Origin of the sequence: Asaia lannensis NBRC 102526 (assembly GCF_024054035.1) — a bacterium.
Classification (GTDB): domain Bacteria; phylum Pseudomonadota; class Alphaproteobacteria; order Acetobacterales; family Acetobacteraceae; genus Asaia; species Asaia lannensis.
The window spans coordinates 344,686-365,883 of sequence record NZ_JAMXQU010000001.1; the positions used below are offsets into that span (position 1 = coordinate 344,686).

A 21,198-nucleotide genomic window follows, 5' to 3' on the forward strand; every position below is an offset into this window, starting at 1 on the left:
ATAACCCATTTTGACGGAACACTTCATGACGCCCCTCAACAGAGAGACGACTGAGTCCGGTCGGCAGCACCGGATCATTGCCCCGTCAACCCGACGCAGGAAAAACCTCGCTCATGGACTGATGAGCGCCACGGCCTGTATCGCCCTGTTGCATTTTGTCAGCGAAGCCAAGGCACAGACTGTATCAGCGCCGGAAACATCGACAATTCCGGTCAATGCCGCCAAGGCACCTGCGCGCAGCAAGGTGAAGACAAACGCAGCCACGCGTTCGGTTCGTGCCAAGGCTGTTTCGGCGCCCGTGGCCAATACACCGGCTGCGGAAACATCCCGACCCGAGACCATCATGGTAACCGGCTCGCTGTTTCGCGATCCGAACACCACCAGTGCGTCGCCCATCACCCATATCACCATGAAGGACATGCAGCAGCGCGGCATCAAGACCGTGACCGATGCGCTGCAGCTTCTCTCGTCCAACGGCGCAGGCAATCTGACCAATGCCTGGTCGGCGGGCGGCGGCTTTGCCGCCGGTGCATCGGCGCCGTCGCTCCGTGGTCTCAGCACGGATTCGACGCTGGTCCTCATGGATGGCCAGCGTCTGTCCTACTATCCGCTGGCCGATGACGGCGAGCGCAACTTCGTCGACACCAACTGGATGCCGCAATCCATCATGCAGGGCGTGGACGTGCTGCAGGATGGCGGTTCGGCCACCTACGGTGCCGATGCCGTGGCCGGTGTGGTCAACATGATCACCCGCAAGGAAATCAAGGGTTTCGAGGGTAATGCCGAAGGTGGCCTGACACAGCGTGGCGATGCCGGACATCAGCGTCTTTATGCGACCTGGGGTCATGGCGACCTGCACAAGGACGGCTATAACTTCTACATCAACTCGGAATATCAGCAGGACGATCCTCTTTATTACCGTCAGCTGAATGCGCCCTATAATAATGGCGATCTGACCGGTATCGGTGGTTCCAACGGAAACGATAATATCGTTTCGGGCGGCTCGATCACCAATTTTGCGCCCTCGACCGTGGCTCTTGTCCGTCCCGTATCGGGCAGCGGGACGAATACCGCGCCATGGCAACTTCTGAATCAGCAGGCTGGTTGCCGTGACCTTGACGGTCTGGTTACAGGAGCTGTTGGTGGAAGCACCGGTACCAGCCAGGCCTGCTCATGGAACACGCAGAAATATGCCCAGCTTGCGCCCGATCTGCGTCGCATCAGTGCGACAGCGCATTTCACGGCCAATGTCACGGAGCGTTCGCAGCTGACGGCCATGTTCACCTGGTCGCAGGCGCGTTCGATCATCACCGGAACGCCCTACTCAACCTATGGTGGTACGTCCTACAGCCAGGCAAAGCTGGCATCGGCGCAGAATACCTATCTGCCCGTCTATCTGGCTGACGGCTCGCTGAACCCCAACAATCCTTATGCCGCACAGGGTCAGCAGGCTCAGGTCAATTACCGCTTTGGCGATCTGATTCCGACCACCATGGACACGAGCCAGAACTTTCGCGGTTCGGTGCGCTATAATGGCTGGCATCCCTCTCACTGGGGTTCCGACTGGAATTACGACGTCAATTTCGTTGGCATGAATACGCTGCTGAACCAGACGATCACGGGTGTGCCGACCATCGCCGGAATCCAGAACGCGATTACCAGCGGCAGCTACAATTTCGTCGATCCGTCGCAGAATTCGCAATCGGTACTGAATTCCATCGCGCCGCGTAACGTCATCAATGCACGCACGCAGGAATATTCCGGTGAAGCCACGCTCAGCAAGGGACTGTTCCGCCTGCCTGGCGGCATGGCCAAGCTCGCCATCGGCGGCAACATCCGTTACGAAGCGCTGAACGATCCGAACGCCAACCCGCTCGACACGGCCAATCCGGCCAATCAGTATACCAGCTATATCAACCCGGTGAACGCACAGGGCAGCCGCTGGGTCGAATCTGCCTTCTTCCAGGCCGAGGCGCCGATCGTGAAGATGTTGAGCGCCGACGCCTCGGGCCGCTACGACCATTATTCCGAAGGCTTCAGCCACTTCTCGCCGAAATTCGGCGTGCAGTTCAAGCCGACCGAAAAGCTGACCCTCCGCGGTACGTTCCAGAAGGGCTTCCGCGTTCCCAGCTTTGCGGAAACTGGCGGGTCGAATGTGGGCTACACCACCTACACCCCGAACAATGCCAATTTCGTCAGCCAGCATCTCAATGCCAACGGCACGCCCAACAACTACGCGCAGACCTATTATATTGGTTCGAACACCGCTGGTAATCCGAACCTGCGTCCGGAAACCTCGACCAATTTCTCGGGTGGTCCGATCTTCCGCCCGACCCGTTGGCTGACCCTGATGGCGGATTATTATTACATCCGCAAAAACCACTACATTGCGCCGAACCCCGTCGGTACCACCAACGTGGCCAATGCCTATCTTGCGGGTGAAGCCCTGCCGACAGGTGTGACGGTTACGCCGGATATTGCCGACCCGCAGAACCCGAGCGGCCAGCTGCGTCCGGGCATCATCAATCTTGGCTACGTGAACACGAACAAGCTCGTGACGGATGGTTTCGATCTGTCTTTCGAGGCCAATACCCAGCTTCCCGGCGTATTTCGTGAAGTGCACTGGTACAGCAAAGGTACGGCGACTTTCGTGCGTCGCATGAACCTGACCAATCCTGATGGCTCGGTCTATCGCTATGCCGGAACGCTCGGCCCCTACGGTGCCGTTTCGGCATCGGGAACGCCGCGCTGGCGCGCCAACTGGTCCAATACACTGTCATGGCGCAAGCTGGCTGTGACGCCGACGGTCTATTACACCAGCGGCTATCGCACGACGGCAGAAGACCAGACAGGTTCGGGCACGGCGGGCAACTGCGCCGATGCCCTGACCTCCAGCAGTTTCGTCCCTCAGGGACAGTGCAAGGTCAAAGGCTTCTGGGACGTCGATCTGACAGTGAACTATCAGTTCAATCGCCGCTGGAGCGCCTATGCCAACGTCTACAACCTGCTTGGTTTCAGATCGCCCTACGATTTCGGAACCTATGGCGGCTATCTCTACAACTCGTCCTGGACGCAGAACGGTGTCGTTCTTCGCTCCTTCCAGTTCGGTGTGAAGGTCGTTCTCTGATCCTCCGGAACGGCTGAAATTGAAAAACCCTCCGGGCTGCAAAGCCCGGAGGGTTTTTTTATGCTTCTGTCCGGAAAGGCGGATGCGGTCAGTCGCGGTAATCGGGCTGCTCGCGGTCGAGCTTGCGACGCAGCGCTTTCCAGATCATCCGGCCCTGATCGGGATCCGTTTCGAACTGGGCGCGGGCACGCAGTATTTCGGCTTCACTCGGGCAGTGCAGGGGAACACCTGCCGACTGGGCGGCAAGCTGCACGCGGCAGGCCTGTTCCAGATAATACATGCGATAGAAAGTCTGAGCGACAGTGCTGCCTATGGTCAGCAGGCCGTGATTTTGCAGGATCAGCCCCATATGATCGCCCAGATCGCGCACCAGACGCTCGCGCTCGCTCATATTGTCGTCTGCCGCGATCCCCTCATAGGGGTGAAAGCCAATACGGCCATAGAACTCCATATTGATCTGGTTGAGCGGTAAAATACCGCTTTCCTGTGCGGCAATGGCCATGCCGGCCAGCGTATGACTGTGCATGACACAGGCTGCATCGGGATGCGCACGATGCACGGCAGAGTGAATGACGAACCCTGCCGGGTTGACCGGCCAGCTCGTCTCCTGCTGGGGGTGGCCTTCTGAATCGACCACGACCAGCGAACTCGCCGTGATTTCCTCGAACAGCAACCCGTAGGGATTGACCAGAAAGCGGTGCCCCTCTCCGGGCAGACGCACGGAGAGGTGGGTATAGACCATATCGGTCAGGTCGAACTGTGCATAAAGCCGATAGGCGGCGGCCAGGTCTTCACGCAGTTCCTGCTCTGTCTGCAGGGTCATGGGGTCACTCCGGTCTTGCTGAAATGGCCGAATGTATTGGTGCGGCGCGTGCCCTCCGGCAAGGTCAGTTCGCCACGCTCGCGTTTGGCGATGAGATAGGAATAGGTCTGCATGGCCTGTGCCCACATATGATCGCCGATCTTTACGGCTTCATAGGAACTGTCCCCTTTCTCGAAGGCGGGGAGAGGGCGGATTTCATGATGATAATCGCAGGCATAGAACAGCGGGAAGGAATAACGCTCCTCTTTCACGCTGCGCACGCGATGAGCGGTCGCAACGAAAGCTCCAGCCGTCATCATTTCAAGCATATCGCCGATATTGACGACGAATGTGTCCGGCATGGGAGGCGCATCGATCCAGTCTCCGTTGCCGTTCAGAACTTCCAGACCCGGCTTGTCGGCGAGGAGAATGGTGAAGCATTCATAATCGGTGTGAGCGCCGATCCCTGGCGCATCATGCGCCTCGCCATCGAAAGGATAATGGATCATGCGCAGTTTCGAGGGGGGGAACTGTGCCACGTCGTCGAAGCTGTGTTCATCGAGACCGAGTGCGAGTGCGAAGCCGCGAAACAACACGCGTCCCAGTTCGAAAACGGCCTTGTAATAGGCGCTGGCCCGCTCGCGAAAAAGCGGAATTTCAGGCCAGTCATTGGGGCCGAGAAGCGGCGTGCCTGCCTTGACCAGAGGATTATCGGCGGGAACCTCGAAGCCGATATCGAAGGCCTCCTTATGGTCGGGGCGCGATTTGTTGTAGATCTCTTCTCCCTCGGGAACGAAGCCCTTATGCGAGGCTGAGGCGCCGATATAGCGCTTCATCTTCTCCTCAAGCGGCTGCGAGAAGAAGTCTTTCGCTGCCAGACGCAGATCGGCGATGAGCTCGGGTGCGACACGATGCCCTGCGATATAGAAAAAACCGATCTTGCTGGCGGCGTGATGCAGAGCGTCAGCCACTTTCTGACGCTCGGTCTTGTCGGCCGAATACAGCCCGGCAATATCGATCACCGGAATGGACGTGAAAGTCTCTTCTGTCATGTCAGGAATCTCCTTCTGGAGAGGAAGCGGAAACAGTATCCGCAAAGGATCTGGCCTGATCCTGCCTGAGCCAGTCATTCATTTCCTGACGGTCGGCAAGCGGCAGATTGGTGAAGGGCACGGTATGGGTGTAGCCATCGGGACCGCATTCGGGTGTGAGTGTCGTGACATCGTAGCCCCGTGCGCGTTGCGAAACCCTGATCCGGCGCCAGAAATCGCGATGGAAATCGAGCGCCGCCCGATTTTCAGGTGCCGCCGGATGCGAGACCTGCGGTCCCTGATCGTAGCCCACGCGTGCCTGAACGTGATGCACGCGTTCGATGAAAGCACTGAAATCGTCGCAGGGGTCGTTGAGCAGCCTTTCGCAGCCCACCACCCAATGGCTGATATCGGCAGTAAACAGCGCATCCGGCAATTGTGCCACAACGTCGAGCGTGACCCATGGCGTTGCACAAAGCCGGGCACGATGGGTCTCGAAACTGAGCGTGAGGCCGTGCTTTCGCCCCAGCGTCATGGCGCGACCGATAAACTCGACCTGCTGGTTCACATCCCAGCGATCATTGCCGCCCAGCACATTGACAAAATGCGGTGCAAGCTGCGTTGCGTGCGACAACAGAGCGTCGAGATCAGCAAGATGATCTGCGGTCGTGGCATCCTGTCGTGGGATAACGCCGCCGCCTGTCAGGGCGATTGCGATGAAGGGGCAATGACTGTCGCGCAGTGCCGCACCACAGGCGGGCAGGTCTGCAAGTGCAGGAATGCGCGCCTCGATCCCGTCATAGCCACGCCGATGGGCATCGGCGATGGCGTGGCGCCACGGGCGCGTATCGCCCCAGAGCGTGAGATAGGTTTCAAGGCGCATCGGGAGCCTGCCTTTTACGCTTCAGAAATTGTAGCGCAGATCGCAGCCGATCCAGCGAGGCGTCTGGAGAAACTGCACGCGTGAATTATCCGAGCCGGTAAAGGAATAGGTGTTGCCGTGCTTGTTGAGCATGTTGTCGACATAGACGGCAGCCGTCCATTTGCCGGTTTTGGGTCCGACTTCCATACGCATTCCGAACGAGCTGATCTTGCTGGTCACGCCATTGGGGTCGCCCAGTGCCACGAGCATGTTGTCTTTCCAAGTGTAGCTGGTCTGGAGTGACATGCGATAGGCATGAGGCAGGTCGATGCCATAACGGGCCACGGCATTCCATGAAAAGCGCGGGGCGAAAGGCAGCACCGAATGGGCTGTCACGGAAGAGAGCAGAGGCAGACCGCCGATATCGTTCACCGCATTGGTGGCCTGCGCATCGAGATAGGCAAAGGACCCGCGCAGATCGAGATTGGGGATCAGATCGTGCAGCGTGCTCGACAACTCGCCGCCACGCGTACGGGCACGGGGGATCGGCCCCAGGCTGAGCGAGGTGATGTTCATGGGCATCTCGGCCACGAACAGTGTCTGGCGGTTGTGATACTCGTAATCGAACAGCGCACCCTCGATCTGCACATGGTTGTGCATCAGGCTGGTCTTGGCGCCGACTTCATAGGCAATCATGTTTTCAGGGCGCACGTAATCGAGCGCCTGAGGAGCGGAAACAGGGGCCGCAAAATAGGCGCCCGCCTTGTAGCCGTTGGAAATGGTGGCATAGACCTGCGTGCCCGGCACGATGGTATAGCGCAGCCCCACGCGGCCGGTCAGGCGGGCGTAGGAATGGGTGGTGTCGAGGCGCGACAGATAGGCACCCTTGGTCGTCAGCGCGCCTGCATCGTCGATCGTCCCCCCATTGAAGCCGCGATCGTCCCAGGAGAAACGACCCGAGGCGATGAAATCGAGATTTCTGAGTATATTGGTGACGGTATTGAGATAGAGCCCGGTCGAGACATTCTGCTGCACGAAACGATCCGTCAGATTGCCATTGGGCACGCCAAGCAGAAAGGAGCGGTAGCTGGTATAGGCCCCGTTGATCTTGTCCCAGGATTCATAGACGCCCACTGTCAGGTGAAAGCGCTTCGTCAGGTCCATTTTGAGATGCATGTCATGGGACTGGGCGAGTGAGGTGTCGTTCCAGTGGTAGTCGCCCACATTGATCGATTCACCATCGTAATTATCGTAATCGCTGCGACGGAACGCATCGAATGCCGTGGTCGAAACGAACTGCCCCCAGTTGAAATCATGGGTGTAATTGATTGAGACGCCGCCGCCATTCTCGTCGCGGCCTACGCGGTTCGAGCCGACATTGACGGCGTTGTACGAGGCGTTCGGTCCCACACCGACCGTGCCGGTCGGGAAGCCGTTGACCGCATCGCCATCCGTATCCTGCGGCGACATCGAGATGCCTTTGTCGCGCGTGTAGTGAATGTTCAGCAAAAGGTTCGAGCGGTCATCGATCAGGAAGCGCGTGAGATTGCGCAGGCCGAGCTGATCCTGAGAGCCGTAGCGCTTGTTGGTGTGAATATCGCGCTGCCAGCCATCGCCATTGATATAGGAAAACGCGGTGCGATTCTGGATGCGGTCGCTGATCGGCACATTGATGGCAGCGCTCGCCGTATTGGTGCCGTAGCTGCTATAGCCCCAGTCCACATAACCGCCGAACTTGCCATCGGGTTTGACCGTCTCGACCGCGATATTGCCACCGGTGGAGCTGCGTCCGTACTCGAAGCCCTGCGGACCTTTCTCGACGGCAACCGACTGGGTGTCGAACATCTGCCCGGTATAGAACACGGGATAGGGGGCAAACACGCCATCTTGATAGATGCCGATCCCGCCCATGTTGTTGCCGGTATAATCATCGAGTCCGATGCCGCGTATCGAGAAAACCGGCGTGCTGCCCGAGGTGGCATTTACGGCAGTCAGGCCGGGCGTGTACGCCGCGACATCCTTGGGGCTGGTGATGTGCAGTTCCTGCAATTCGCGGCCACTCAGCACGTTGACCGTTGCTGCCGTGGTCAGAAAACGCTGCGCACGCGATCCGGTAACCTGAATAGCCTCGGGATCGGAATGAGGCGCTGCATGACGGCGCGAACGGGTCGTGCCGTGTTGCGTATGCGCTGTGCGCGAGGGGACGTGTCCGGCCATGGCCCGGGCGGATGGGTTTTGCTGTGCATCCGTATGCGCCACGGCTGCAAGGGCGGTCTTGTCCAGCGCAGAGCCAACCAGCACGATTCCTGCGGAAAGCGACAGGGCGGTGCTGGTCAGGCGGCGAAATCCTTTGGGCAGGCGCGTCATCATGAAAAGGACTCCCGTCAGTGGCTTCCCTGTCATTGAAGAGGCGAAACGACCTGCTGTTCGATTGAAAAAAACCAAACCTCACTTTGTGCAATCGTTACCCATGATGAATCATCTGGTCGAGGAACTGGCGGGCACGCTCTGTCTGCGGAGAAGTAAAGAATTCTTCCGGCGGGGCGATCTCGAGAATGACCCCCTTGTCCATGAAGATCACGCGATCGGCGATATGGCGTGCAAAGCCCATTTCATGCGTGACGCATATCGTGGTGATACTGCGCTCGGCCAGGGTGTTGATGATGCCGATCACGCCCTTGATGGCTTCGGGATCGAGCGCCGCCGTGGGTTCATCGAACAGGATGATATCGGGCGCCATGCAAAGCGCGCGGGCAATCGCCACGCGTTGCTGCTGGCCGCCCGAGAGCTGAATCGGGTATTTATCGGCCTGTTCCTCGATGCCCACCTGTTCGAGATAGGTGCGTGCCAGAGATTCCGTTGCTTCGCGACGGGCCTTGCGCACCAGACGCGGCGCAAGCGTGCAGTTGTCGAGCACGGTCAGATGCGGAAAGAGATTATAGTTCTGAAACACCATGCCAACTGCGCCACGAAGCAGAGGGAGGCTGGTCTTGTCATCGATCACATCGCCATCGATCATCAGAACACCGCTGTCATGCGGCTCTATTCTGTTGAGCGTGCGGATAAATGTCGACTTGCCTGAGCCCGAAGGGCCGAGAACGACGATTTTCTCGCCCTGCGCAATATCGAGGCTGATTCTGTCCAGCGCGAGAAACTCGCCGTAGAATTTACTGAGTTTGCGCAGGCTGAGGGCGGCATCGGGGTTGGGCGGCAGGTTATGCAGCATGAGGGGCATTTCCTGTGTCCGTGGATGTCATGGAAGACGTGTCTTGGCGTGAGCCGGGTCTGCGTCCGGCACCGGTGCGGCTTGCCCAGACAAACCGTGTCTCGATCCGCTTCTGCAGATGCAGAAAGGCGAACACCATCGCGAGATAATAGACGAGGGCCGCAGCGTAATATTCGGTGAATTCGAAGCTGCGTGCCACCTGCACCTGCGTGATGAACAACAGCTCCTGCAACGAGATGACCGAAGCCAGCGAGGTCGTCTTGAGCAGGGAGATGAATTCGTTGATCGTGGGTGGCAGGGCCACACGCAGGGCCTGCGGGAAAATCACATGGCGATAGATCTGCGCCTGACTCATGCCAAGCGCCTGGCCACCTGCAAGCTGCCCCGGATCGATAGCGCTCAGGGCGGCGCGGTTGATCTCGACCTGATAGGCCGATTCATTGATGGACAGGCAGATCCATGTGGCCAGAAAGGGTGAAAACCAGCTCTCGCGAAACACCGGAAAAAACTGCGGCAGGGCGTTCCAGATAAACAGAAGCTGCAACAGCGTGGGCGCCCCGCGAAACACAGCCACATAAGCGCGCAGGAAAGGATGCCAGAGCGAGCGCGGCGCATTGAGCTTGAGCGCGATGGGAATGGAAATCACAATGGCCGCAGCATGAGATGCCAGTGCAATCGCCAGTGTCATGGCTGCCCCCTTGAGGAAGGCCATGGAAAACAGGGCAGAGAAAAATGTTGCTGTGTTAAAGCGCGGTCGCTCGGCATGAACGCCAAGGGCGACCTGTGCGGCTTTGCCGACATTCCACGTCTTTTCCAGCGAGGCAATGGTACCCTGTTGTCTGAGTGCCTCTATGGCACGGGCCAGAAGGGCGCGATCCTGTCCCGCGCGGCGAAGATAGACCGCGAACTCGGTGTAACCGGGCATGGATGGGGTAAAAATGACGTGCAGTTTGCCACCAAGCTGGGCCTGACGATAAAACAGCTCGACATCCTGACTCAGAAAATTCTGCGACCGTCCGACCAGAACCTGCTGAACCACCTGATCTTCACTGGGATATTGCTGCAAAACGATGGGCGGTTTGCCGTGGGCGACGAGTGCCCGGTTGATATCCTCGATGCGCGCGGCATAGCTTGTGCCGGATTCGACTGCGAGACTTTGACCGGCCAGGGCGTCGAAACTTGTGACGGGGGCAATCTGGCTTGGGGCCACCACAACGGGTGACGTTTCCAGATAGGGAACGGCGTCGAAAAGACGCTCCCGTGATGCCTGTTTGAGCACGCCGCTGATGACCAGACTGCAACGCCCTGCGGCAAGGCTGGGGAACAGCCCCGTAAAATCCATGGTCTTGAACGTGACCGGCACGTTCCAGTAAGCGCCGAGTGCCTTGGCCAGAGCGATATCGAAACCGTCGAGCGCCGAGAGATCGGACCCGTTGACGAAGGTCATGGGCGGAAGGGTCGGGTTGGTGCAGACACTCAGCGTGCCGTCTTCCAGAAAGGAAGGTTTTTCCTGCGCATGGAGGGGGGCGGTCGACGCGAAAACAGAGAGTGTCAGGAAAAGTGCGAGCAGGAACCGCATCAGCATGTCTCTTCGAGAATGGAGCGGAATGTTTCGGCCATGAGACCGTTTTCCGGCGTGGGACGTATCAGGAAATAGAAATGATTGATCAGATGCAGGTCATTGAACTGTATATGGCGCAGGCGATCGTGCTGCACCATCTGGGTGACGAACAGCTCGGGCAGAAAGCCGATATACATGCCTGACAGAATGAGCAGGGCGCGTGAGTCGATATTCTCGGCTTTGGCCGCAAAATTCATGGACGGGCGCAGTTCGTCCCAGCGTGGCGACGAGGCGGCATCGCTGACGCTGATCATCCGCGCCTGTGACAGGGCAGGAATATCGATGGCCTCTTCCGGCACGTTGAAAAGGGGGTGACGCGCGCCGCAATAGAGATTGGACCGCTCGCTGAACAAGGCGGTCGCCTCCATTTCCGGCTGCTGATGGGGATAAAGCGTTATCCCTGCGGTCGCCGTGCCATTGCGCACGGCAAACTCGACATCGCGCGTCGAGGCAGAACGCACATCCATTTCGACAGCCGGATAGCGTGTGGTGAAGATCTGTATGGCACGCAAAAGGGCCGTCTCGCCATGGAACTGGATATTATCAGGCAGATACAGGCAGAACCGCCCCGATAACGTGCCGCTTACGTCATTGATCCGCTGCTGGAACAGATCGAGGTCGTTAAAAAGCCGGGCCGTTGCATCGAGCACGCCTTCACCTTCGCGCGTCAGGGCAAACCCTGCACGCCCGCGATGGCACAGCACCATGCTCAGACGGTTTTCGAGTGCTGCGATATCGATGCTGATCGAGGATTTGCTTTTGCCCAGCGCCAGTTCGGCAGCGGCAAAGCCCCCATGCTGTGCGACGCAGGCAAAGACACGCAACAGGCGCAGATCGACTTCTGCAATACGACCCTGAAACCCGCTGGCACGAGGGAGGCGTCTGGGCTGGTTTTGCGTGCGGACACGGGACAAGGGCATGAATCCTGTTTCAGACAGCATGCGATGATATCTCCCCTGTCGATGCAATCAACCTGCCGTTTTGCAGGCGTTGCCCTGCAATGGCTGCGGCAAGAGGCGAGTATGGGGGCGATCGGGCCCGATTATAATTTATGAAACGCCAAACCAAACTCAAGCTCATTATGATTGAGCAATGGCTGGACTGCTCCTAGCGTTTCTCCACCCGGTGACCGCCGGGTGATTCATGCCGTTTCAGAGGGAAGGCCGATCATGACAGCCAATCGCTGGTTTATCGATAGCGAAACCGGAACGCTGACAGATGTGCTGTTGTGCCCTCCCGATTTCTACACCTGGAATCCGAGCAACGATATCGCCATACGCACCCTTGCAAGCGGGGCGCGTCCCGACCCGCTCAGGCTGAAACAGCAGTTCGACGGGCTGGTTTCTGTTCTTCAGGAGGCAGGCGTGCATTGCCATTTCCTGACCCCTTCAGAAGGGCAGCCCTATCAGGTCTATACCCGCGATTCCTCGCAGACCACGCCCTGGGGTACAGTGGTCACCAGGCTGATGCGCGCCGAACGCCAGCCGGAAATCCAGGGGATCGAGGCATTTTACGGCGAGGACGAAATCATCGGCCGGTGCACGGAAGGCTATGTGGAGGGCGGGGATATCCATATCATCCGTCCTGGGCTGGTTGTTGTGGGAGTAAGTGGTGGCCGAACCGATAGAGAAGGGGCGCAGGCTTTCCTGCGGCCTTTCGAGGCGGCGGGATGGACCTGCCGCATGATCCATTTCCCCGAGCATTTCCTGCATCTCGATGTGATCTTCACCATGGTGTCCGACGGTCTCGCGATCGGCGTGGTCGATGTGCTCGAGGATGACGATCTGGCATGGTTCGAGGCGCAGGGCATCCGTATTCTGCCCGTGACCTATAAAGAGGCGATGCGCGATATGGCGTGCAATGTGCTGGCTCTGGGCGAGGGGCGTGTGGTCAGCCCGCGTCATTCGTATCGCGTCAATGCCATGCTGCGCGATCACGGTCTTACCGTGTTCGAGCCCGAGCTCGACCAGTTTTCGCAGGGCGGCGGCAGTATTCACTGCATGACCATGCCGCTCAGACGTGCCAGTCTGGCTTGAGGTCCTGCTCTTGCAGGGCAGGCAGAAGAACGGGAGATGACAAATATGGCGCCGCGTCTGGTGATCAGTGCCGATGGGCCGGAGGCCTTTGCCGGCTGGCGGGACTCATTTGCGGCCCATGCTCCCGATATCGAGATCCTGTCCTGGTTCGACCCTGACACCGCGCATGGGCAGGCCGATTATGCCCTTGTGTGGGAGGCCGATGATGAAGATCTGCGCCGCATGGGACATCTGCGTGGCATTCTCTGCACGGGCGCAGGGGTCAATCATCTGGTCAAAAGCCCCGATTTTCCCCGGCAGGTGAAGCTTGCTCGTATGGGTGGAGGCGATACGGCGGCGCTCATGGCCGATTATGTGCTCTGGGCCTGTATCGCCCTGCTGCGCGATGCACGCACGTGGGCCCTGCAACAGGCAGGTCATATATGGGCGCGCAATCTCGTGTCGCGCACGAGTGCCGAAACGGGCGTGACCGTGCTGGGCTATGGACAGATCGGTGCTGTCGTGGCGCAAAAACTGGCTCAGGCCGGGTTCAGCGTGTCGGCATGGCGTCGTTCCGCAGGCGCGACATCCGATGGAGCCGTCACGCTACATCATGGCGAAAAAGGGCTTCATGACGCACTCGGCACAGCCGATCTGCTGGTCAATCTTCTGCCGAGCACCCCACAGACGCGTCATATCCTTGATAGAGCGACGCTTTCGCGGCTTCGACGCGGGGCGGGGCTTATCAATGTCGGCCGTGGCGACCATCTGGTAGAGGCGGATCTTCTGGCCCTGCTCGAAAACGGCCATCTTTGCGGAGCCGTGCTCGACGTCGTGTCGCAGGAGCCCCTGTCTGCGGATTCCCCCTTATGGGATCATCCCGCCATTACGCTCACGCCTCATATCGCTTCGGAGGCGTCGCGCGAGGCACAGGTGCGCTATATTGCCGAGACGATACGCCAGATGGAGCGCGGCGAGACGCCCGCCCTGCTATTCGATCACGCACGCGGATACTGATGCATATGCCAATGCGCATAGTGCGCTTGCCGCCCCTATTGCGTGAGCGCTGCAAACGCGGCTGAAAGCGCCAGTAATCCTCAGGTGTTTTCGACCCTCAGGGGTTTTAGACGTTCGCGGCCGATGTGCTAGTCATGCGGGCAAAGACCGAGGAGGCATGATGCGCAAGGTTGTGATCAACAGGGCCTGTGATACGGAGCGCCTGGCTGCCTTCATGACGGCCAATGCGCATGTGCCCGACATCGAACGCATCGAGGGAACAGAAGGTCGCGAGGTGCCCCTCGATTCTCTGGTTGCGCGCGGCATTGCCGATGCGGGGCTCGTCTACTCACCGGGAGCAATCGGCGCAGCCCTGTCGCATCTCGGTTTGTGGAGCCGTGCGGTCCAGCAGAACGAACCTCTGATGATTTTCGAGGACGACGCCCTGCTATGCCGGAACTTCGAGACCGAGACGACAAGACTTGTCGCGACATTAGCGCCTGAATGGGATGTTGCCGTGCTGGGCTACAACTTCAATGCGCCCATCACGCTGGACGCGTTGCCGGGAGTAACGCGTAGCGTCGTTACTTTCGACGAAAAGCGCATGCAGAAAAATGCCTCGTCATTCACGACGCAGGACCGGCATGCGGCTTTTTTCCGTCTGCTGCAGGCATTCGGATTGTGTGCCTATGCTGTCTCGCCCAAAGGGGCACGCCGTCTTCTGGAATATTGTCTGCCCCTGCGCGCGCAGGAATATCAGCAGCTCGGCCTGGACCGCATGGTGCGCAATGTCGGGATCGACGTCGTAACGTCCTATTATTTTGCCCGGCTCGAGGCATATGGCGCGTTCCCGCCTCTTGCGCTTTCGCCCAATGACAAGACGGTATCGACCATCAGCCGCAAGCTCTGAATAAAATACGGCAGTAATGGCTGGATCAGCCGCGTCGCTCTGCAATCGCAGCGGCCAGCGTGGAGACAAGCACCATAGAGGCCGCGTTCGAACGAAAGCCCTGAAAATCGGCTTCATGCACTTCTAGCCACAGGCCGGATTGCGGAATGACGGGGCTGCCTGCGCTATCCGTCATGGAAATGACCGGCACCTGCCGGGCTTCGAGCGCATTGAACAGCTCGATCGTGCGCGGCGCATAAGCGGTATAGCTGAGTACGAGCGCAGCATCCTGCGGCCCGGCGTGCAGAAAGCTCTCTTCCTCCATACCGGTCTCAAGCCCGATAATCTGATGTCTGATATCCAGCTTCGCCAGAAGATAGGACAGATAGCGTATGACAGGCATCGACCGGCGCAGCCCGAGCAGATAGAGGCAGTCGGCCTGCGCCAGTGTCGTAACCGCCGCTTCGAGCCGGTCAGGTAAAAGATGCGCTTGCAGGGCATGTAGCGAGTCGAGCGCTGCTTCGTAAAAACCGTTGAAAATGACAGAAGCCTCGAGCGGCTCGCCATCCACGCGATGCAGGGCATTTACCCTGTCGCGATAGGTGACATTGCGCACGCGCAAGCGGTCGCGGAACACGGCCTGCATGTCCGAGAAACCGGCAAAACCCAGCGTGCGCGCAAAGCGGACCACGGTTGAAGGCTGCACACCGGCCTGACCTGCAAGAGAGCTCACCGTGCCCAGAGCGACTTCGTCAGGTGAGGCTGAAACGAAGTCGGCGAGCTGAACCAGTCGCTTGGGCAGATCGGCATAGCAATGGCGCAAACGCTGATGGAACGCATCGAAGTCGGATTGAGGGGGCGAAACGTCTTCGGAAATCTCGGTCAAGGCTGCGTCATCCGGAATGGGAATGAATATTCCATAACAGGGCCGTGGAGCATCGCGAAGGGCCACGCCCCCGGCGGGAGGGTCGTAGGCCCGAGTTAATCACATCCCCGTGCAAAATTAAAGAATATTAGGGAATGTACGTTCTATCGCGTGACCAAGAACAGAATGTATGTTCTTATCATGCGCAACGTAACATGCTGCAGGAGTCGGGGATGCGCGGACAGGATCTCGATATCGTCGCAATAGGACGTTCTTCAGTCGATCTTTATGGCCAGCAGATTGGCGGCCGTCTTGAAGATATGGCCAGTTTCAGCAAAGCCGTCGGTGGGTGCCCGGCCAATATCGCGATCGGCACATCCCGTCTCGGGCTGAAATCGGCCATTATTACCCGTGTCGGACATGAGCATTTCGGCCGCTTCATTACCGAGCAGCTGCAGCGCGAGGGTGTGTGCACCGATGGCGTGCGTGTCGATCCCGACCGGTTTACGGCGCTCGCTATTCTCGGTGTGCGCGACCGCGAGAATTTCCCCCTGCTTTTCTACCGTACCGATTGTGCCGATGCGGCGCTCGATGAAAACGATGTCGATCCGGCGCTGATTGCCCGCACCAGGGCGGTTGTCGTGACGGGTACGCATTTCTCGCGTCCTGAATCGGCCAAGGCACAGCGCAAGGCAATGGATCTCGTGCATGAGCATGGCGGCAAGGTCGTGTTCGATGTGGATTACCGCCCCAATCTCTGGGGTCTGGCAGGCATAGGGGATGGTGAATCGCGCTATGTAAAGTCCGACAGTGTCACCCGCCATCTGATGGAAATCCTACCGCATTGCGATCTGATCGTCGGGACGGAAGAGGAGCTGCATATTGCCGGTGGCAGCGAGAATACACTCGATGCGATCAGGGCCATTCGTGCCGTGTCGAAGGGTACGATCGTCTGCAAGCGCGGACCCATGGGCTGCGTGGTTTTCGAGGGCGCCATTCCGGACTCGCTCGATGACGGTATCTCGGGCCCCGGCTTTCCGGTTGAGGTCTATAATACGCTCGGTGCAGGCGATGCCTTCATGTCGGGCTTTCTGCGCGGGTGGGTAAAAGGCGAGAAAATTGCCGAGTGCTGTCGCTTCGCCAATGCCTGCGGGGCCTTTGCGGTTTCACGCCTGCTTTGCTCATCTGAAATCCCCACCTGGGAAGAGCTGAGCTATTTCCTCGAAAATGGCAGCAGCCAGCGCGCGCTGCGCCGTGACGAAACGCTCAATCATCTGCACTGGGTAACCACGCGCCGCGCGCAGGCCACACCCATCATGGCCCTTGCCTGCGATCACCGTTTGCAGCTGGAAGAAATTGCCGCAGCTGCCGGCGCATCGTTCGATCGCATTCCGAAATTCAAGCGGCTTGCCATCGAAGCCGCCAAAACCGTGGCCAAAGGCCGTCCCGGCTTCGGGGTGTTCATGGATGGACGCTACGGTCAGGATGCCCTGTTCGATGCCTCTCATGCCGGATTGTGGATCGCGCGTCCTATTGAAAAGACGGGATCGCGACCGCTCGATTTCGAGTGCGGCGGATCGCTCGGTGCGCATCTGGTCGAATGGCCGAGCGAACAGGTGATCAAATGCCTGTGCTTCTATCACCCGGACGATCCTGCGGAGCTGAAGCAGCGGCAGGAGCGTGAACTGATCCGCGCCCAGGATGCCTGCCGCAAGCTCGGCAAGGAAATCCTGATCGAGATCATTGCGGGCAAGAACGGTGTCCTGACCGTCGATACGGTCTCGTCCATTCTCTCTCGTCTTTACGATGTCGGCCTGCGCCCCGACTGGTGGAAGCTTGAGGGCCAGCGCAATCCGCAGGCCTGGGAGAAGATCGGTGCCGTGATCGAGGCGTGCGATCCGCATTGCCGTGGTGTCGTGATTCTCGGGCTCGATGCGCCAGCCGAGGAATTGATGGAGGCGTTTCGCGCCTCTGCCGCCACGCCCTGGGTCAAGGGTTTTGCAATCGGGCGCACGATTTTTGCCCAGCCGGCGCGTGACTGGCTGGCAGGCAAGACCACCGATGAACAGGCCGTGGCCGAAATGGCGCGGCGCTTCCAGGCTTTTGTCGAGGCCTGGCAATCGCGCGATCAGGCGGTTCTCGCCGGAACGTCCGCCTAACGCCAGAAAGAGTGAAACGTCATGAAAACGATCCGATTGACGATGAGTCAGGCCCTTGTGCGGGCCATGATGGCGCAGAAAACCGAAATCGACGGGCGTATCGAGCCTTTCTTTGCCGGTGTCTGGGCGATTTTCGGTCATGGCAATGTGGCAGGTATCGGCGAGGCCCTGCACGCCCAGCGTCATGGGCTGCCCACATTGCGCGGCCATAACGAGCAGGGCATGGTTCATGCCGCAACGGCGTTTGCCAAGGCGTCGCGTCGTCGTCAGGCGATGGCCTGCACCAGTTCCATCGGCCCGGGCGCATTGAATATGGTGACCGGTGCGGCTGTGGCTCATGCCAATCGCCTGCCAGTGCTGCTTCTGCCCGGTGATGTATTTGCCAACCGTATTCCCGACCCCGTCTTGCAGCAGGTGGAGGATTTCGGAGACGGGACAGTAAGCGCAAGCGACGCCTTCCGCTCCGTGTCGCGCTATTTCGACCGTATTACGCGCCCCGAGCAGATCATTCCTGCTTTTGCGCGTGCCATGACGGTCCTGACCGACCCTGCAGAATGCGGGCCGGTCACCCTGTCCCTGTGTCAGGATGTTCAGGCTGAGGCTTTCGATTATCCGGAGAGTTTCTTTGCCGAGCGCATTCATCGCATTCGCCGCCCTCTCGCTGACGACGTGGAGCTGGAAGAGGCGGTGGCGCTGATCGGCCAGTCGAAAAAACCGCTCGTGATTGCGGGCGGCGGCGTGCTCTATGCCGGGATCGAGAAGCAGCTTGCCGCTTTCTGCGCGGAAAAGGGTATTCCTGTAGGGGAGACACAGGCGGGCCGCTCGTCCTTGCCGACGTCGAACACGCTCAATATGGGGGGGATCGGCGTCAGTGGCAGTTCGGCTGCAAACGAGATGGCTGCAGATGCCGATCTGGTGATTGCGGTCGGCACGCGTCTGGCCGATTTCACGACCGGGTCATGGGGGCTCTTCTCCAATCCCGATATGAAAATCGTCTCGCTGAATGTGCAGCCGTTCGATGCGACAAAGCATCAGGCGCTGGCAGTAGTGGGCGATGCAGGTAGATCGCTTGCAGCACTCGAAGCCGGTTTGAAAAACTGGAAGGCTGCGCCTGAATGGACAGGCAAGGCCGAGCGTGCCTATCGCGCGTGGATGGAGATTTCGGCACGCTATCAGGCGCTGCCGGACGCCAGCCAGAAAACCCTCCCGACCGATGCGCAGGTTATCGGTGCCGTGCAGCGCGCAGGCAGGCCGACCGATACGGTCGTTTGCGCAGCAGGGGGGCTGCCTGCCGAGCTGCAGAAGCACTGGCAGGCGGAGCAGCCTGGCGGATATCATATGGAATATGGCTTTTCCTGCATGGGTTATGAGCTGGCTGGCGCGCTGGGCGTCAAGATGGCCTGTCCCGGTCGCGAGGTGATCGTGATGCTGGGTGATGGATCCTGGCTCATGCTCAATGCGGAAATCGCCACATCCGTCATGCTCGACCAGAAGCTGATCATCGTTCTGCTCGATAATCATGGCTATGGCTGCATCAATCGCCTCCAGCAGGAATGCGGTGGCGCGCCTTTCAACAATCTCTGGGAAGATTGCAGGCAGGTACGGCCTTTCAAGATCGATTTCGTTCAGCTGGCCCACGGTCTGGGGGCGCATGCCGAGAAAGTGCCCGATCTGCCCTCACTGACCGCAGCGGTCGAGCGGGCGCGGTCGGCTGACAAAACGACCGTCATTGTGATCGACACCGATCCGGCTCCGACCACGACAGATGGCGGGGCATGGTGGGATGTCGCCGTGCCTGAAGTTTCCGAGCGCGCTCAGGTGACGACGGCGCGTGAGGGCTACGAGCGCCAGCGCGGCACGCAGCGCATAGGCAACTGAAAATACGAGACGTTCAAAGGAGAGGGATATGACCATCAAGATCGGTGCAAATCCTATCATCTGGTCCAATGACGACATGCAGTCGGTCGGGGCCAGTACCACGCTCGAAATGTGTTTGGCCCAGGCCAGAAAGGCCGGGATACAGGGGATGGAGCTGGGGCATAAATTTCCCCAGACCGTCTCCGGGATGAAAGCGGCGCTCGACCCGTTCGGCCTGGAATTCATTTCGGGCTGGTGGTCGACCGAGCTGCTGACCCGCACGGCTGAAGAGGAAATTGCAGCCCTCAAGCCGCGTCTGGAACTGCTCAAGGGAATGGGATGCAAGGTCTGTATCGCGGCAGAAACGTCGAACGCCATTCACGGCCAGATCGACACGCCGCTTTCAGCGCGTCCGTTTCTTGAAGCAGGGGCATGGAAGGAATTCGCACGTCGCATGACGGTTGTGGCCGATTTCCTGTCCGATCACGGGATCGATCTCGTCTATCATCATCATATGGGCACAGTGGTCCAGTCGCGTGAGGATATCGCACGATTCATGGATCTGACCGGGCCATCGGTCAAACTGCTGCTCGATACGGGCCATGCGCTCTGGGGCGGGTCCGATCCTGCCGAGTTGGCGCGCAACTATCGCGAGCGTATTCGCCATGTTCACGGCAAGGACATACGCCCGTTCAAGCGTGCGCAGGCCGATGTATATGACTGGAGCTTCCTGCGCGCCGTACTCTCCGGTGTGTTCACCGTGCCGGGCGATGGCTGCATCGATTATGCCCGTGTCATGCGCGAACTGCCGGATTATTCCGGCTGGATCGTGCTCGAGGCCGAGCAGGACCCTGAAATTGCCAATCCGCTCGTCTATGCCCGTATGGGCCGGAATTATCTGGTCGATACGCTGATCGCGACGGGCCATATGACGGGGGGCGCATCATGAGTTCGAAACTTCTCCTGCATTCGCACAGGCGCGGCGATGCGAAATGTACCGTTTCCGTCACGCCGCAATCGGCCGGATGGGGCTATATCAGCTTCAATGTCCGCTCGCTCGAAGCAGGTGAGCAGGTATCCGATCGCACAGGGCCGAACGAGACCTGTCTCGTTCTCGTCAGCGGCAAGGCGCGCGTCATCGGAGCGGGTCAGGATTTCGGTGTGATCGGTGAACGTATGGACCCGTTCAGCGGGGCGCCGTACTCGGTCTATCTGCCTTCGGGTGCCGACTGGCGTGTCGAGGCCGAGACACCGGTCGAGCTTGCGGTCTGTGCATCTCCTGCCAAGGGGAAATATCCTGCACGCCTTATTCCCCCCGACGAAGTGGAGCAACTGACACGCGGAACGGGTACCAACCAGCGTTTCGTGCGCAACATCCTGCCTGACACCGCACCCGCCGAGACGCTTCTGGTCGTCGAGGTCGTGACGCCGGGCGGACACTGGTCCAGCTACCCGCCGCACAAGCACGATACGGATGATTTCCCGAACGAGACCTATCTGGAAGAGACCTATTACCATCGTCTGAAACGCGGCAGCGGTTTTGCGTTGCAGCGTGTCTACACGAAGGACGGGTCTCTGGACGAGGCCATGGCAATTGCCGATCGCGACGTCGTTCTGGTGCCGAAAGGTTATCACCCGGTCGGCGCGCCGCACGGTTTCGATCTCTATTATCTCAACGTCATGGCAGGTCCGCGCCGGGCATGGAAATTCTCCATGGACCCCGACCAGGCTCATCTGCCCTACTGATC

16 protein-coding genes are annotated in these 21,198 nt (G+C 59.2%); 8 read left to right on the forward strand and 8 right to left on the reverse strand.

Annotation, left to right across the window (positions count from 1 at the left end):
- Window positions 1–121 precede the first annotated feature (121 nt).
- Window positions 122–3,127 (forward strand): TonB-dependent receptor plug domain-containing protein, encoded by a 3,006-nt coding sequence (locus tag NF685_RS01560; RefSeq protein ID WP_373317834.1) that lies wholly within the window; start codon window positions 122–124, stop codon window positions 3,125–3,127.
- A gap of 88 nt (window positions 3,128–3,215) precedes the next feature.
- Here the strand turns inward: NF685_RS01560 and NF685_RS01565 are convergent, their stop codons facing one another.
- The 7 genes from NF685_RS01565 to NF685_RS01595 all read right to left on the reverse strand — a co-directional run bounded on the left by NF685_RS01565 (window position 3,216) and on the right by NF685_RS01595 (window position 11,583).
- A complete protein-coding gene (locus NF685_RS01565; RefSeq protein WP_252848312.1) occupies window positions 3,216–3,950 on the reverse strand; it encodes a class II aldolase/adducin family protein in 735 nt (244 codons plus the stop codon).
- The gene (locus NF685_RS01570) at window positions 3,947–4,981 is read right to left on the reverse strand and encodes an isopenicillin N synthase family dioxygenase (RefSeq protein ID WP_252848313.1); all 1,035 of its coding nucleotides are present in this window, start codon (window positions 4,979–4,981) and stop codon (window positions 3,947–3,949) included. Before NF685_RS01570 ends, NF685_RS01565 begins: the two co-directional genes overlap by 4 nt.
- Window position 4,982: 1 nt before the next feature.
- Window positions 4,983–5,843, reverse strand: coding sequence for a sugar phosphate isomerase/epimerase family protein (locus NF685_RS01575; RefSeq protein WP_252848314.1), 861 nt, complete (start codon window positions 5,841–5,843; stop codon window positions 4,983–4,985).
- A 21-nt stretch (window positions 5,844–5,864) separates the two neighbouring features.
- Window positions 5,865–8,192, reverse strand: coding sequence for a TonB-dependent receptor (locus NF685_RS01580; protein ID WP_252848315.1), 2,328 nt, complete (start codon window positions 8,190–8,192; stop codon window positions 5,865–5,867).
- A 94-nt stretch (window positions 8,193–8,286) separates the two neighbouring features.
- Entirely contained in the window at window positions 8,287–9,048 is a 762-nt protein-coding gene (locus tag NF685_RS01585; RefSeq protein ID WP_252848316.1) for an amino acid ABC transporter ATP-binding protein, read from the reverse strand.
- Window positions 9,038–10,627 (reverse strand): ABC transporter substrate-binding protein/permease, encoded by a 1,590-nt coding sequence (locus tag NF685_RS01590; protein WP_252848317.1) that lies wholly within the window; start codon window positions 10,625–10,627, stop codon window positions 9,038–9,040. Before NF685_RS01590 ends, NF685_RS01585 begins: the two co-directional genes overlap by 11 nt.
- Window positions 10,627–11,583, reverse strand: a complete 957-nt coding sequence (locus NF685_RS01595) for a LysR family transcriptional regulator (RefSeq protein ID WP_252848318.1) — start codon at window positions 11,581–11,583, stop codon at window positions 10,627–10,629. The genes NF685_RS01590 and NF685_RS01595 overlap by 1 nt, the downstream gene beginning before the upstream one ends.
- A gap of 255 nt (window positions 11,584–11,838) precedes the next feature.
- Here NF685_RS01595 and NF685_RS01600 point away from each other — a divergent pair, with 255 nt between their 5' ends.
- The 3 genes from NF685_RS01600 (at window position 11,839) to NF685_RS01610 (ending at window position 14,590) form a co-directional block, all read left to right on the forward strand.
- Window positions 11,839–12,705 carry a dimethylarginine dimethylaminohydrolase family protein gene (locus NF685_RS01600; RefSeq protein WP_252848319.1) on the forward strand — a complete coding sequence of 289 codons (867 nt, stop codon included), beginning with the start codon at window positions 11,839–11,841 and terminating at the stop codon, window positions 12,703–12,705.
- Window positions 12,706–12,741: 36 nt separating this feature from the next.
- Window positions 12,742–13,701, forward strand: coding sequence for a 2-hydroxyacid dehydrogenase (locus tag NF685_RS01605; protein ID WP_252848320.1), 960 nt, complete (start codon window positions 12,742–12,744; stop codon window positions 13,699–13,701).
- Window positions 13,702–13,858: 157 nt separating this feature from the next.
- Entirely contained in the window at window positions 13,859–14,590 is a 732-nt protein-coding gene (locus NF685_RS01610) for a glycosyltransferase family 25 protein (protein ID WP_222546548.1), read from the forward strand.
- Window positions 14,591–14,615: 25 nt separating this feature from the next.
- Here the strand turns inward: NF685_RS01610 and NF685_RS01615 are convergent, their stop codons facing one another.
- Complete coding sequence (locus tag NF685_RS01615) at window positions 14,616–15,455, reverse strand: MurR/RpiR family transcriptional regulator (RefSeq protein ID WP_222546549.1); 840 nt, start codon at window positions 15,453–15,455, stop codon at window positions 14,616–14,618.
- 212 nt (window positions 15,456–15,667) lie between these two features.
- Here NF685_RS01615 and NF685_RS01620 point away from each other — a divergent pair, with 212 nt between their 5' ends.
- The 4 genes from NF685_RS01620 to iolB are packed head-to-tail and all read left to right on the forward strand — an operon-like array spanning window position 15,668 to window position 21,196.
- A complete protein-coding gene (locus NF685_RS01620; RefSeq protein ID WP_252848321.1) occupies window positions 15,668–17,593 on the forward strand; it encodes a bifunctional 5-dehydro-2-deoxygluconokinase/5-dehydro-2-deoxyphosphogluconate aldolase in 1,926 nt (641 codons plus the stop codon).
- Window positions 17,594–17,635: 42 nt separating this feature from the next.
- A complete protein-coding gene (gene iolD, locus NF685_RS01625; RefSeq protein ID WP_252848322.1) occupies window positions 17,636–19,471 on the forward strand; it encodes a 3D-(3,5/4)-trihydroxycyclohexane-1,2-dione acylhydrolase (decyclizing) in 1,836 nt (611 codons plus the stop codon).
- A gap of 28 nt (window positions 19,472–19,499) precedes the next feature.
- Complete coding sequence (gene iolE, locus NF685_RS01630) at window positions 19,500–20,399, forward strand: myo-inosose-2 dehydratase (protein WP_252848323.1); 900 nt, start codon at window positions 19,500–19,502, stop codon at window positions 20,397–20,399.
- Window positions 20,396–21,196, forward strand: a complete 801-nt coding sequence (gene iolB / locus NF685_RS01635; protein ID WP_252848324.1) for a 5-deoxy-glucuronate isomerase — start codon at window positions 20,396–20,398, stop codon at window positions 21,194–21,196. Before iolE ends, iolB begins: the two co-directional genes overlap by 4 nt.
- The last annotated feature ends 2 nt before the right edge of the window (window positions 21,197–21,198 follow it).